The 13,369-nt window shown below is 49.9% G+C and carries 23 protein-coding genes; all 23 read right to left on the bottom strand.

Translation table 11 applies throughout. The features are described from left to right. Positions 1-15: 15 nt before the first annotated feature. A complete protein-coding gene (locus ACI0FR_RS06675) occupies positions 16-1,449 on the bottom strand; it encodes a DegQ family serine endoprotease (RefSeq protein WP_404905972.1) in 1,434 nt (477 codons plus the stop codon). A gap of 216 nt (positions 1,450-1,665) precedes the next feature. Next, positions 1,666-2,094 carry a 50S ribosomal protein L17 gene (rplQ, locus tag ACI0FR_RS06670; protein ID WP_374830748.1) on the bottom strand — a complete coding sequence of 143 codons (429 nt, stop codon included), beginning with the start codon at positions 2,092-2,094 and terminating at the stop codon, positions 1,666-1,668. Positions 2,095-2,134: 40 nt separating this feature from the next. Further along, positions 2,135-3,148, bottom strand: a complete 1,014-nt coding sequence (locus ACI0FR_RS06665; protein WP_184218640.1) for a DNA-directed RNA polymerase subunit alpha — start codon at positions 3,146-3,148, stop codon at positions 2,135-2,137. A 112-nt stretch (positions 3,149-3,260) separates the two neighbouring features. Continuing rightward, complete coding sequence (gene rpsK / locus ACI0FR_RS06660) at positions 3,261-3,650, bottom strand: 30S ribosomal protein S11 (RefSeq protein ID WP_374830746.1); 390 nt, start codon at positions 3,648-3,650, stop codon at positions 3,261-3,263. A gap of 135 nt (positions 3,651-3,785) precedes the next feature. Next, on the bottom strand, positions 3,786-4,154 hold the full coding sequence (rpsM, locus tag ACI0FR_RS06655; protein ID WP_374830744.1) for a 30S ribosomal protein S13: 369 nt from the start codon (positions 4,152-4,154) through the stop codon (positions 3,786-3,788). 231 nt (positions 4,155-4,385) lie between these two features. Then, positions 4,386-4,970, bottom strand: a complete 585-nt coding sequence (locus ACI0FR_RS06650) for an adenylate kinase (RefSeq protein ID WP_374830742.1) — start codon at positions 4,968-4,970, stop codon at positions 4,386-4,388. Further along, on the bottom strand, positions 4,967-6,307 hold the full coding sequence (gene secY / locus ACI0FR_RS06645) for a preprotein translocase subunit SecY (RefSeq protein WP_404905973.1): 1,341 nt from the start codon (positions 6,305-6,307) through the stop codon (positions 4,967-4,969). Before secY ends, ACI0FR_RS06650 begins: the two co-directional genes overlap by 4 nt. Before the next feature lie 275 nt (positions 6,308-6,582). Further along, positions 6,583-7,059: a 50S ribosomal protein L15 gene (rplO, locus tag ACI0FR_RS06640; protein WP_374830738.1), complete on the bottom strand. Its 477-nt coding sequence runs from the start codon at positions 7,057-7,059 to the stop codon at positions 6,583-6,585. 19 nt (positions 7,060-7,078) lie between these two features. Further along, positions 7,079-7,276: a 50S ribosomal protein L30 gene (rpmD, locus tag ACI0FR_RS06635; protein WP_184218657.1), complete on the bottom strand. Its 198-nt coding sequence runs from the start codon at positions 7,274-7,276 to the stop codon at positions 7,079-7,081. A gap of 56 nt (positions 7,277-7,332) precedes the next feature. Continuing rightward, positions 7,333-7,893, bottom strand: a complete 561-nt coding sequence (rpsE, locus tag ACI0FR_RS06630; protein ID WP_374830736.1) for a 30S ribosomal protein S5 — start codon at positions 7,891-7,893, stop codon at positions 7,333-7,335. Between the two features lie 173 nt (positions 7,894-8,066). After that, the gene (gene rplR / locus ACI0FR_RS06625; RefSeq protein ID WP_404905974.1) at positions 8,067-8,429 is read right to left on the bottom strand and encodes a 50S ribosomal protein L18; all 363 of its coding nucleotides are present in this window, start codon (positions 8,427-8,429) and stop codon (positions 8,067-8,069) included. Positions 8,430-8,441: 12 nt separating this feature from the next. Continuing rightward, positions 8,442-8,975 (bottom strand): 50S ribosomal protein L6, encoded by a 534-nt coding sequence (gene rplF / locus ACI0FR_RS06620; RefSeq protein ID WP_374830732.1) that lies wholly within the window; start codon positions 8,973-8,975, stop codon positions 8,442-8,444. Positions 8,976-9,014: 39 nt separating this feature from the next. Continuing rightward, the gene (rpsH, locus tag ACI0FR_RS06615; protein ID WP_184218669.1) at positions 9,015-9,413 is read right to left on the bottom strand and encodes a 30S ribosomal protein S8; all 399 of its coding nucleotides are present in this window, start codon (positions 9,411-9,413) and stop codon (positions 9,015-9,017) included. Between the two features lie 10 nt (positions 9,414-9,423). Next, positions 9,424-9,729 carry a 30S ribosomal protein S14 gene (gene rpsN / locus ACI0FR_RS06610; protein WP_374830730.1) on the bottom strand — a complete coding sequence of 102 codons (306 nt, stop codon included), beginning with the start codon at positions 9,727-9,729 and terminating at the stop codon, positions 9,424-9,426. 25 nt (positions 9,730-9,754) lie between these two features. After that, positions 9,755-10,312, bottom strand: coding sequence for a 50S ribosomal protein L5 (gene rplE, locus ACI0FR_RS06605; RefSeq protein WP_374830728.1), 558 nt, complete (start codon positions 10,310-10,312; stop codon positions 9,755-9,757). After that, a complete protein-coding gene (gene rplX, locus ACI0FR_RS06600; protein WP_374830726.1) occupies positions 10,305-10,616 on the bottom strand; it encodes a 50S ribosomal protein L24 in 312 nt (103 codons plus the stop codon). Before rplX ends, rplE begins: the two co-directional genes overlap by 8 nt. A gap of 12 nt (positions 10,617-10,628) precedes the next feature. Continuing rightward, positions 10,629-10,997, bottom strand: coding sequence for a 50S ribosomal protein L14 (gene rplN, locus ACI0FR_RS06595; RefSeq protein ID WP_184218677.1), 369 nt, complete (start codon positions 10,995-10,997; stop codon positions 10,629-10,631). Positions 10,998-11,063: 66 nt separating this feature from the next. Further along, complete coding sequence (gene rpsQ / locus ACI0FR_RS06590) at positions 11,064-11,306, bottom strand: 30S ribosomal protein S17 (protein ID WP_184218679.1); 243 nt, start codon at positions 11,304-11,306, stop codon at positions 11,064-11,066. 12 nt (positions 11,307-11,318) lie between these two features. Beyond that, positions 11,319-11,519: a 50S ribosomal protein L29 gene (gene rpmC / locus ACI0FR_RS06585; RefSeq protein WP_184218682.1), complete on the bottom strand. Its 201-nt coding sequence runs from the start codon at positions 11,517-11,519 to the stop codon at positions 11,319-11,321. 11 nt (positions 11,520-11,530) lie between these two features. Next, positions 11,531-11,944, bottom strand: a complete 414-nt coding sequence (gene rplP, locus ACI0FR_RS06580; RefSeq protein WP_374830724.1) for a 50S ribosomal protein L16 — start codon at positions 11,942-11,944, stop codon at positions 11,531-11,533. Between the two features lie 39 nt (positions 11,945-11,983). After that, positions 11,984-12,694, bottom strand: coding sequence for a 30S ribosomal protein S3 (rpsC, locus tag ACI0FR_RS06575; protein WP_184218688.1), 711 nt, complete (start codon positions 12,692-12,694; stop codon positions 11,984-11,986). After that, positions 12,694-13,083 (bottom strand): 50S ribosomal protein L22, encoded by a 390-nt coding sequence (gene rplV, locus ACI0FR_RS06570; RefSeq protein ID WP_184218691.1) that lies wholly within the window; start codon positions 13,081-13,083, stop codon positions 12,694-12,696. Before rplV ends, rpsC begins: the two co-directional genes overlap by 1 nt. Before the next feature lie 2 nt (positions 13,084-13,085). Next, entirely contained in the window at positions 13,086-13,364 is a 279-nt protein-coding gene (gene rpsS, locus ACI0FR_RS06565; RefSeq protein WP_184218694.1) for a 30S ribosomal protein S19, read from the bottom strand. Positions 13,365-13,369 lie beyond the last annotated feature (5 nt).

Raw genomic sequence — 13,369 nt, 5'->3', positions numbered from 1 at the left:
ACCGGTTAAAACCGGTTATCGCACAAATTGCCGGATCAAAGCACCATTGCGCTCAAATTCAAGCCGCCACATCAAACCACGCCCACCGCTTAGGGCTGATTGCAGGTCTTGTATATTACGGATCGGGGTACCGTTGATACCACGAATAATATCGGATGGACGAAGTCCCAAACGATGTGCCGGTGACCCTTGATAAACCTCCGAAACACCTACACCTGTCGTATTTTGCGGCAGACGCAACCGTTTATTGGCAGAAGCATTCAATTCTACAACCGAAGCACCTGAAATCGGATTATCACCTTCAATCAATTGTGGTGCTACATCTTTAACTTCCGGTTCTTTTGCAAGTTTTACCGAGATTTTCTGCTGTTTGCCATCGCGCAGCACATCCAGTTCCACGACATTGCCAATACCTGCCGTTGAAAGGCGATAGCCTAACACATCGGGATTATCCGCGCGCACACCCTGCACCCGCAAAATAACGTCACCGATCTTCAAACCGGCCTTTTCTCCAGGGCCATCTTTGACAAGCGCTGCTATCAAAGCGCCATATGGCTGCTCCATTCCAAGACTATCAGCCACATCACGGGTGATGGTCTGGAAGGTGGCACCGATAAACGGACGCACAAAACTGGAATTACCGGCAGCTGCGGCATCCACAACCGCTTTCACCATATTGGATGGAATTGCAAAGCCAATACCGATCGAACCGCCGGATCGTGAGAAGATCGCCGTATTGATGCCAATCAATCGGCCATTCATATCTATCAGACCACCACCCGAATTGCCCGGATTGATTGCGGCATCGGTCTGAATGAAAAAGTCGAAATCGGAAATTCCCACTTGTGTGCGTGATTGCGCGGACACAATACCACTGGTGACCGTCTGCCCGACACCAAACGGATTACCGATTGCCAAGACCAGATCACCCACTTCGACCGCATCGGAATCACCAAGCGCTACGACGGGAAACGGATCTTTGCCTTCAATTTTAAGCACGGCCAGATCGGAGGTTTTATCGCGGAGCAAAATACGGCTTTCATATTCACGCCCGTCGGACATCGCCACTTTGATCTCGTCGGCATCTTCAATAACGTGATTATTGGTAATCACAATACCGGAGGCATCCACAATAACACCTGAGCCCAATGATTGTTCGACCCGTGGCCTGCCCTGCCCAAAACTTTGACCAAATTGACGACCGAAAAACTGTTCGAAAAATGGATCACCGGCGAAAGGTGAACGGCGCTGCTGAACTTGACGCGCCGCATAAATATTGACGACCGCAGGCGCTGTTTGTTTTACCAAAGGCGCAAAAGATGCCTGAACTTGTGCGCGGCTGTCCGGAACTGCCCGTGTGACACTATCTTGCGCCACCGCTACGCCCGTTATTGATAAAGCGCTAAAGCCCATCAGTGCGCCAAAAACCATCGATCGCCAAGCTCTCATACGATACTCCATCCACTATAAAGCGCAGATTATAATCTTTGATTCATGGCATAATGTAGTCGAAACTGTCACTGATTAAACCATCAAAGCGGATTTAAATCTTAGCGCCATATAATAGCTCACCAAAAAGCTCTTATCAGACTGATAAAAACCTTTAAGCAAAGAAAAAGGAGCCCGAAAGCTCCTTGATCTTAAATCCAGTCATGTGACTGAAAATTATGCTGCATCAGCTTCGTTAGCCTGTTCAGCTTCAACGCGGGCGAGATCTTTTGCGCCCTTTGCGTTTACATCGCGCTCAACAAACTCAACAACAGCCATAGGCGCATTATCACCAAAGCGGTAGCCCGCTTTCATGATGCGGATGTAGCCGCCGTTACGGGTTGCGTAGCGGGTTGCAATTGTATCAAACAGCTTGCCAACCAGTTCGACGTTCTGGATTGCAGAAATTGCCTGACGACGTGCATGCAGGTCGCCACGCTTGCCGAGTGTAACAAGCTTTTCTACGATCGGACGAATTTCCTTAGCTTTAGGAAGGGTCGTTACGATCTGTTCATGCTCAATAAGCGATGCTGCCATATTAGCGAACATTGCTTTGCGATGCGAGGCGGTGCGGTTCAGCTTACGCTGTGCATTACCGTGGCGCATGGCCTTCTCCTTTAATCTTTTTCAACCGATCAGTGCCGGCTCAATATTGGTCTTCGTAGCGTTTTGCGAGATCTTCGATATTCTCAGGCGGCCATGTTGGAATTTCCATACCAAGATGGAGTCCCATTGACGCAAGAACTTCTTTGATTTCGTTCAACGATTTGCGGCCGAAATTCGGAGTCCGCAGCATTTCGGCTTCCGTTTTCTGAATGAGGTCGCCGATATAAACGATGTTATCGTTCTTGAGGCAGTTAGCTGAACGCACTGAAAGCTCCAGTTCGTCAACTTTCTTAAGCAGTGCTGGGTTAAAGGCCAGTTCTGCTTCCTGCTCCTGCGGGGCTTCCTTTTGCGGCTCTTCAAAGTTGACAAAGATTGCCAGCTGGTCCTGAAGAATACGGGCTGCATAAGCAACAGCATCTTCACCACTAACCGCACCATTTGTCTCAATGTTGAGCGTCAGCTTATCATAGTCAAGAACCTGACCTTCACGGGTGTTCTCAACCTTGTAAGAGACTTTACGCACCGGTGAATAGAGGCTGTCGACTGGAATCAAGCCAATCGGAGCATCTTCAGCACGGTTTCTGTCGGCAGGGACATAACCCTTACCGGTATTGACGGTGAATTCCATACGAATCTCAGCGCCCTCGTCGAGGGTGCAGATGACGTGATCCGGATTAAGGATTTCAACGTCGCCAACAGTCTGAATATCGCCGGCGGTTACAACGCCCGGGCCTTCTTTACGCACAACCATGCGCTTAGGACCCTCACCTTCCATACGGATGGCGATTTCTTTGATATTCAAAACGATGTCGGTAACATCTTCACGAACACCCGGAATTGACGAGAATTCATGCAGAACGCCATCAATCTGAACTGCAGTAACAGCAGCACCGCGCAGGGATGACAAGAGCACCCGACGAAGAGCGTTACCAAGTGTCAGACCGTAGCCGCGCTCTAAAGGCTCGGCAACCACTGTTGCATGCGTATGCGAACCACTGGTGAGAAACTCAACCTTGTTAGGTTTGATTAGTTCCTGCCAATTTTTCTGAATCATTTTATTTTCCTTCATACAACTGTCGCTACCATCCAATCGTAGCGATCAAGCGAAGAAGCCGCAGAGAAAACAGACTTTAACGCCTTAATCCCCATGCGGCAGTGAACAGAAATTATACGCGGCGCTTCTTGCGAGGACGGCAACCATTGTGCGGGATCGGTGTCACGTCACGAATCGATGTGATCACGAAACCAGCAGCCTGCAGGGCACGCAGTGCTGATTCACGACCTGAACCCGGACCGCAAACCTCAACTTCGAGGGTTCGCATGCCATGTTCCTGTGCCTTTTTGGCGCAATCTTCAGCAGCGATCTGTGCAGCAAACGGGGTCGATTTACGTGAGCCCTTGAAACCTTGAGCACCAGCTGACGACCAGGCAATAGCATTGCCCTGCGCATCAGTGATTGTGATCAGTGTGTTGTTGAACGTTGAATTAACGTGTGCAACACCGGTCGAAATATTCTTGCGTTCTCTACGACGAACGCGAGCGGCATCCTTGGCCATGTCAGTCCTTCCAATTGATCTCTACACCGCCGTAATTCCAGCGGCTCCACCAGTCCCGAATACTCGGACACAGGACTAGCATCAAATTATATATGCTTAAGATAAGCACGCAGCGCTTTATTCAAGCGCTACGGATTATTTCTTCTTACCGGCAATTGCCTTGGCAGGCCCCTTACGGGTACGTGCGTTGGTATGGGTGCGCTGACCGCGTACCGGCAATGAACGACGATGACGCAGACCGCGGTAGCAGCCCAGATCCATCAGACGTTTAATGTTCATCGATGTTTCACGACGCAGGTCACCTTCAACCTGATAGTCAGCATCGATTGCTTCACGAATCTGAAGCACTTCAGCGTCGGTCAACTGGTTGACGCGACGTTCAGCAGCGATTCCGACTTTCGTCACAATCTGCTGTGCAAATTTTGGTCCAATCCCGTGAATATACTGAAGCGCAATGATTACGCGTTTATTCGTAGGGATGTTGACGCCAGCGATACGTGCCACGCGTTTTCTCCTTGAGAAGTGTTAATGTCCTGTCCGGACGTTAATATTCGATTGCCCTAATCCAGACAGTTTTCATGTCCGATATCGGATCAAGCGCCTCTTGTACGCAAAAAACCAACATCGACCACTAAGATAATCGAAGTGGGGCTGTCATTGACGGAATCGTCGGCAAAAGTCAACCATTAAGTAACTTTTGCCGACACCGTCAGTCGCAAGAAACAGGCTTTCAGTCTACGCCGAAGCCAGGATCTTGGCGATTTCTTTCGTCACGGTATCAACTTCCGCCATACCGTCTACCGTCTTCAACTCACCTGTTGATGCATAATGATCAGACAATGGTGCGGTTTTCTCACGATATTCAACCAAACGCTTACGGAAAGCTTCCGGATTATCGTCAGAGCGAACCTGACCGCCATTAGCGATAGTTTCGGCCACACGATTTTCCATACGCTTAACCAAAGCGGATTCATCAACCTTCAGCTCGATAACAGCATCAAGCTTCAAACCTTTACCACTCAACATATCAGCGAGTGCTACAGCTTGTGGCACAGTTCTCGGATAACCATCCAGAATGAACCCATTGGCGCAATCAGCTTCATCAATACGATCTGAAACAATCGCGTTGACAATTTCATCAGAAACAAGCTGACCTGCATCCATGACAGCCTTAGCACGTTTGCCAACTTCGGTTTGTTGCGCAACAGCTGCGCGCAACATATCACCGGTCGACAATTGCGGGATCCCGTATTGTGCTGTCAGCAATGAAGCCTGCGTACCCTTGCCGGCTCCTGGTGGTCCAAGAAAAATCAATCTCATCTGTTACGTTTCCCGCCTCTTAGTTTGGACTTCTTGATGAGTCCCTCATACTGATGCGCAATCAGATGGCCCTGAACCTGCTGAACAGTATCAAGCGTGACACTGACAACAATCAGAAGTGACGTTCCACCCAAATAGAACGGTACACCGGTTGCAGAAATAAGGAACTCAGGAAGCAAACATACTAATGTAATATAAATAGCACCTACGACGGTAATGCGAGTCAGCACATAGTCGATATATTCTGCGGTACGTTCCCCCGGACGGATACCCGGAATAAAGCCTGAATGTTTTTTCAACTGGTCGGCAGTGTCCTTAGGATTGAAGACAATGGCGGTGTAGAAGAAACAGAAGAAAATGATCAGTGCAGCGTAAAGCAGCATATAAAGCGGCTGACCGTGGCCAAGCGCGTTCAGAATAGCCGAACCCCAAGCTGGCATATTTTCTGAATTTGCAAAGCCGGCAACCGTTGCAGGCAACAATAATAAGGAAGACGCAAAGATAGGCGGAATAACACCGGCAGTGTTCAGCTTAAGCGGCAGGTGTGACGTATCACCCTGGAACATGCGGTTACCCACCTGACGCTTCGGATACTGGATCAACAGTCGACGCTGAGCACGCTCGACGAATACGATCACAGCAATCAGAACAATCGCCAGAATAATAACGGCCAAAATCAGACCGGTCGACAATGCACCTGTACGGCCAAGTTCAAGTGTACCGGAAATGGCACTTGGAAGGTTGGCAACAATACCGGAGAAGATGATCAGAGAAATACCGTTACCGATACCGCGTGCGGTGATCTGCTCACCAAGCCACATCAGGAACATGGTACCGCCAACCAGTGTAATCACAGAAGATACACGGAAGAACAGACCCGGTTCCGTGACGATTCCGCTGCCTGATTCCAGACCGACAGAAATTGCATAGGCCTGAACAAGCGCCAGAAGCACAGTACCATAGCGGGTATATTGGTTGATGACTTTACGCCCTGCTTCACCGTCTTTTTTCAAAGCTTCAAGTGAAGGCACAACTGAGGTCATCAGCTGCACGATAATGGACGCAGAAATATAAGGCATAATTCCGAGGGCAAAAATAGCCATACGGCCCACAGCACCACCAGCAAACATGTTGAAGAGGCCCAAGACCCCTTGTGCATGTTGCTGGAATGCCTGTGCCAATGCATCAGGATTAATACCAGGTAACGGGATATAAGTACCAAACCGATAAACAAGCAATGCGCCTAGGGTAAACCAAATACGCTTCTTGAGTTCTTCTGCCTTGGAAAAAGCTGAAAAATTAAGGTTGGATGCAAGCTGTTCAGCAGCCGATGCCATAAAAATACTCCGGTGAAATCTCAGGCCCGCCTCTAGATCCGTTAAGACGCCTCTAGGTCTGTTAAGATTTGAGTTCAAGTAGTTTTGATATCGCCCTACAAACCGGAATTCAATACAGAGTTAGCAAAAAGAGTACCGATAAAACATGTATTGCGACCATCAGAACAACGACAACACGAATCTAAACAGACGATAAGCGCAGGCGTTCTAAGCCAGATAAGCGCACAAGCTTAAATATGCAAGCGGCGGCTCGAAAGCCGCCGCTATTAATTTGCTTATTCAGCAGCAGGAGCTGCTTCAGGAAGCTTTACGCTACCGCCAGCTTTTTCAACTTTTTCAATTGCAGCTTTTGAAGCACCTGCAACGTCAAAAGTTACTTTAGCAGTAATTTCGCCGTTCGAAAGCAGACGTACGCCATCTTTCGCACGACGAATCACGCCGGCTGCAACCAAAGCTTCTACAGTCACTACAGCTGAAGCGTCCAGTTTACCTGCATCAATTGCAGTCTGAACGCGTTCAACGGAAACAGTATTGAAATCTTTAGCAAAAATATTGGTGAAACCGCGCTTAGGCAAGCGACGGTAAATTGGCATCTGGCCGCCTTCAAAACCATTGATGGCTACGCCTGAACGGGACTTCTGACCCTTCACACCGCGACCACCGGTCTTGCCGGTTCCGGAACCAATACCACGGCCTACACGCTTACGTGCTTTAACTGCACCTGGCTTTTCACGCAGATCGTTGAGTTTCATCTCTATATCTCCCTGCGGCTTAAGCCTCGTCCACTACGCGGACGAGATGCTGGACGCTACGGATCATGCCGCGCACTGAAGGTGTATCTTCAAGTGTTGAGCGACGACGCATTTTGTTAAGTCCCAGACCGATAAGCGTTGCACGCTGCTCAGCAGGACGACGGATTGGGCTACCGATCTGTTCGACCGTAACCGTCTTACCCTTCTTCTCAGCCATAACTGAAATCCTTTATCATGGGCAAGCTCGAATTAAAGCTTGCTTAAGCTGCTAGCTTACTCTTCGGAACCAACAACATCAGCGCGACGCGCTTGCAATGTCGAATACTTAATACCGCGCTGCGCAGCAATATCCTTCGGATGCATCTGATGTTTCAGAGCATCAAAGGTTGCGCGCACCATGTTATAAGGGTTCGATGAACCGAGCGACTTAGCAACAACGTCCTGCACACCAAGCGTTTCAAAAACTGCACGCATAGGACCACCGGCAATGATACCTTTACCGGCAGGAGCTGAGCGAAGCAGAACTTTACCTGCGCCGTGACGGCCAGCAACATCATGATGAAGTGTACGGCCTGAGCGAAGCGGTACGAAAATCATATCACGCTTGGCAGCTTCTGTTGCCTTGCGGATTGCTTCAGGTACTTCACGAGCCTTACCGTGACCAAAACCAACGCGGCCTTTCTGATCGCCAACAACGACGAGTGCAGCAAAACCAAAACGACGGCCGCCTTTAACAACTTTGGCAACACGGTTGATGTGTACCAGCTTATCTACGAATTCACTGTCGCGTTCGTCGCGACCGCGGTCTTCGCGATTACGGTCTCTCTGTGCCATATCCTGTTTCCTTTTTCTTTTCCGGAAGCACAATGTAAATGCACAGGCAATTAAGCGGAAACTATGAGTTCCCCTCACCTGAACACTGCGGTGCATAAACGGAAAAGGGAAAACTTACAAGTCTTCCCTTCCCGACACCATATATTTTACCTCTGATAAATCAGAAGCAAAAATTAGAAGCTCAGACCGCCTTCGCGGGCTGCATCTGCCAAAGCCTTAACACGGCCGTGGAAAATGAAAGCGCCACGATCAAAGACAACTTCTTTGACGCCGGCTTTAGCTGCACGCTCGGCAACCAGTTTGCCAACAGCAGCAGCTGCGGTCTGGTCAGCACCGGTCTTCAATGAAGACTTCAGATCACCTTCAAGTGTGGATGCAGCAGCAACTGTTACACCACGGGAATCATCGATGATCTGTGCGTAGATGTTTTTCGAAGAGCGATGTACGCTAAGACGCAAACGACCATTCGCAACAGCCTTAAGCTGACGACGGACGCGTGCAGCGCGACGCTGAGTAGTTTGTTTTGGCGATGCCATGACGCGCGCTCCTTACTTCTTCTTGCCTTCTTTACGGACGATCACTTCGCCAGCATATTTCACGCCCTTGCCCTTGTAAGGCTCAGGTTGACGATATTCGCGAATTTCTGCTGCGACCTGACCGACCACCTGCTTATCAATACCGTTAATTACAATTTCTGTAGGTTTCGGTACTGTAACGGTGATGCCTGCTGGCACTTCGTAAACAACTTCATGGCTGAAGCCGAGGGAAAGCTGAACATTTTTACCCTGCATTGCTGCACGATAACCAACGCCGTTGATTTCCAGCTTCTTTTCAAAGCCGTCAGTGACACCAACAAAAATGTTGGAGATCATTGTACGCGCCATGCCCCACTTGGAACGTGCGTCTTTTGAAGAATCGCGTGGAGTTACAGAAACTGCACCATCTTCTAAAGCAACAAGCACTTCTTCGTTGACGACATAAGACAATTCGCCTTTTGCGCCTTTGGCTTTAACGGTTTGCCCATCGACGGTGGCGGTTACGCCCGCCGGAACCGGCACGGGTTTCTTACCGATACGAGACATTTTTCTACCTGTCCGTTTCTATGTAAATTGCCTGTCGCATCAGAAGATGCGGCAGAGCAACTCACCACCAACGTTTTGATCGCGGGCTTCGTGATCAGCCATAACACCCTTAGGTGTTGACAAGATCGAAATACCAAGTCCGTTTGCGACCTGCGGGATCGATTTAACCGACACGTAAACGCGACGGCCAGGCTTGGATACGCGCGTAATTTCGCGAATAACCGGAGCACCTTCGTAATATTTCAGTTCGATTTCGATCTCGGCTTTACCGTTTTCGAATTCGCTCTGTGTATATCCGCGGATATAACCTTCAGCCTGAAGAACATCCAGAACACGTGCACGCAGTTTAGACGCAGGTGTTGAAACCTTGGTCTTCTTACGGCCGATTGCGTTACGGATGCGGGTCAGCATATCGCCGATTGGATCTGACAAAGACATCTATTTCTCCTTACCAGCTCGACTTGACCACGCCTGGCACCTGACCAAGCGAACCCAACTGACGCAACGCAATACGCGACATTTTCAGCTTACGGTAGTAACCACGTGGACGGCCTGAAATTTCGCAACGATTGCGAATACGGACCTTGGATGAATTACGCGGCAATTCGGCGAGCTGGATGGTGGCGCGGAAGCGCTCTTCCAGCGGAAGGCTTTGATTCATTACAATCGCCTTCAGACGAGCACGCTTTTCAGCATGACGCTTAACCAACTTTTCGCGGCGCTTATTTTTTTCGACTGCGCTAGTCTTGGCCATTTTCTATACCTCGCTACGCTTGTCGTTACTGGCGGAACGGGAAGTTGAAGGCACGCAGCAATGAGCGCGCTTCATCATCCGTCTGGGCAGTCGTGCAAACGATGATGTCCATGCCCCAGATCTGATCAACTTTATCATAGTTGATTTCTGGAAACACGATGTGTTCCTTAATACCCATGGCGAAGTTGCCACGACCATCAAAGCTCTTAGGATTCAGACCGCGGAAGTCGCGAACGCGCGGGAGCGCAATCGTAACCAAACGATCCAGGAATTCGAACATACGCTCGCCACGAAGAGTTACCTTCGTACCGATCGGCATTTCTTCGCGCAATTTGAAGGTTGCGATCGAATTACGTGCACGGGTGATGACCGGCTTCTGACCTGCGATAAGAGCAAGATCTTCAGCAGCGCGTGCAGGCTTTTTAGAGTCCGCAGTTGCTTCACCAACACCCATATTGATGACCACTTTATCAAGACGTGGAATCATCATTTCGTTGCTGTACTTGAATTCTTCAAGCAAAGCTTTACGGATTTCATCCTGATAAAGCTTCTTGAAGCGGGGAAGTGCCTTAGCTTCAGCCATTGATCAGCGCTCCAGAACGTTTTGCGACACGTACTTTTTTGCCGTCTTCAATGCGGAAACCAACGCGGGTTGGTTTACCGTCTTTAGGATCAGCAACCGCCAGATTCGACAAATGAATCGGAGCCTCTTTCGAGATAATTCCGGCTTCTTGTGTCTGTGTCTGACGCTGATGGCGCTTCACAAGATTGATACCACGGACGATCGCCTGATCATCCTTAGGCATAACTTTGATAACTTCGCCGGTACGGCCTTTGTCCTTACCAGCAAGCACGACAACGCTGTCGCCTTTGCGAATCTTCTGCATCGTGTGCTTCCCTTACAGAACTTCCGGAGCCAGCGAGATGATCTTCATATGGTTCTTAGCGCGAAGTTCGCGTGGAACCGGTCCGAAGATACGTGTGCCGATAGGCTCTTTCTTGTTATCGATGATAACGGCAGCATTGTTATCGAAACGGATAACACTGCCGTCAGCGCGACGGATGTCCTTGGCAGTGCGTACTACGACTGCCTTCATCACATCACCCTTTTTGACGCGGCCGCGCGGAATAGCTTCCTTGATCGACACTACAATAATGTCGCCCACGGAAGCATATTTACGCTTCGAACCGCCCAGCACCTTGATGCACATGACACGGCGTGCGCCGGAGTTATCCGCCACGTCGAGGTTTGTTTGCATCTGAATCATGACTGGCCGCCTTCTTTCCTCTCAGCTGGTTAAGGGCTCCTGCCCTACCTAAGCTGCGTGTTGTATTTAGCCCGCTACGCCGTTTGAAATAACGACCCAGCGTTTGTCTTTCGAAATCGGCTTTGATTCCTGAATGGAAACAAGATCACCGGTTTTGAACTGGTTTGTTTCGTCATGCGCTTTGTATTTTTTCGACTGACGAATAATTTTCTGAAGCAGAGGGTGCGCAAAGCGACGCTCTACCCGTACGACTACTGTCTTGTCGTTCTTGTCGCTGACGACAACGCCCTGCAGAATGCGTTTAGGCATTATATAACTTCCTTATGCCTTGCTTTCGGCCGCCTTCTGGCGGGCGATAGTCTTAATGCGTGCGATGTCGCGGCGAACCTGCTTCACACGCGCGGTTTTTTCAAGCTGTCCGGTAGCTTTCTGGAAGCGCAGGTTAAACTGCTCTTTCTTCAAGCTGCCGAGCTCTTCTTTCAACTGGTCAGGGCTTTTGGCCCGAACATCTGCGGCTTTCATAGTTGCCTCTCTTATTCTGCGATACGCTGGATAAAGCGTGTCTTGATCGGCAACTTAGCTGCGCCGAGTCTGAGTGCTTCGCGTGCCACATCTTCTGGTACGCCGTCAAGCTCAAACATTATGCGACCTGGTGCCACACGGCAAGCCCAATAGTCAACAGAACCTTTACCTTTACCCATACGGACTTCGGTTGGTTTGCCGGTTACTGGCAGATCAGGGAAGATTCTGATCCATACACGGCCTGCACGTTTCATGTGTCTGGTGATCGCACGGCGAGCCGCTTCGATCTGACGGGCGGTGACGCGTTCCGGCTCTACGGCCTTCAGGCCGAAAGCACCGAAATTAAGATCCGTACCACCTTTCGAGGCGCCGTGGATACGGCCCTTGAACTGTTTACGGAACTTGGTGCGCTTAGGCTGCATCATTGTTCTCTACTCCAATTTTCTCGCTCGCGGCCCGTATTATCAGGCGTTTTCGCGGCGGCGGTTCGACTGGGAACCTTGATTGTCACCCTCGACCGCACGACGTTCGGAAGCCATTGGGTCATGTTCAAGGATTTCGCCCTTGAATACCCAAACCTTCACGCCACAGATACCATAAGCGGTCTGTGCTTCAGCCGTACCGTAGTCGATATCAGCGCGCAGAGTGTGCAAAGGAACGCGACCTTCACGGTACCATTCCATACGAGCAATTTCTGCACCGCCCAAACGTCCCGAGCAATTGATACGAATGCCTTCAGCTCCAAGACGCATTGCAGACTGAACTGCACGCTTCATGGCGCGACGGAATGCCACACGGCGTTCCAGCTGCTGAGCAATCGATTGAGCAACCAAAGTTGCATCAATTTCTGGCTTGCGAACTTCGACGATATTCAGCGAAGCATCGGAATTGGTCATTTCGGAAAGCTTCTTGCGGAGCTTTTCGATGTCTGCACCTTTTTTACCGATAATGATGCCCGGGCGTGCTGAGTGAATAGTCACACGGCACTTTTTGTGAGGGCGCTCAATAACGATTTTTGAAATCGCTGCCTGCTTCAGTTCTTTCGTCAGGTATTCACGAATTTTTACATCTTCGTGAAGCAGCTTACCATATTCGCCGGTATTCGCGTACCAACGCGAATCCCAGGTACGGTTGATGCCGAGACGAAAACCGATCGGATTAATCTTCTGACCCATTATGCGGCCTCCACTTTTTCCGCTACTTCGCGGACAATAATGGTGAGATGCGAAAACGGCTTCTCAATACGGCTTGCACGACCGCGACCGCGAACGTGAAAACGCTTCATGACAATCGACTTGCCAACAAATGCTTCAGAAACAATCAACGCATCCACATCGAGATCATGATTGTTTTCTGCGTTTGCAATCGCTGACTGAAGAGTTTTCTTGACTGTGCCGGCGATACGCTTGCGGGAAAATTCCAGATCAGCAAGTGCCGCATTGACTTTCTTGCCGCGGATCATTGCCGCGACAAGATTAAGTTTCTGCGGGCTGACGCGAAGCGTACGGGCGACGGCTTGCGCCTCGTTATCCTTAAGCTGGCGGGGAGCCTTGGCCTTGCCCATCGTTACTTCCTCTTTGCCTTTTTGTCCGCACCGTGACCGTAATAGGTACGTGTAGGCGCGAATTCACCGAACTTATGTCCAACCATTTCTTCTGATACTGACACCGGAATATGCTTATTTCCGTTGTACACACCGAAGGTCAGGCCTACGAACTGCGGCAGGATCGTGGAGCGGCGGCTCCAGATCTTGATAACTTCATTACGACCGCCATCGCGTACCTTCTCAGCCTTCTTGAGAAGATAGCCGTCAATAAACGGTCCTTTCCAAACTGAACGAGCCACTTTAG

This window comes from Paenochrobactrum sp. BZR 201-1 (assembly GCF_044987585.2).
Classification (GTDB): Bacteria; Pseudomonadota; Alphaproteobacteria; order Rhizobiales; family Rhizobiaceae; genus Paenochrobactrum; species Paenochrobactrum pullorum.
Note: the sequence above shows the minus strand (reverse complement) of the source record. Positions and strands in the feature narration are given on the sequence as shown.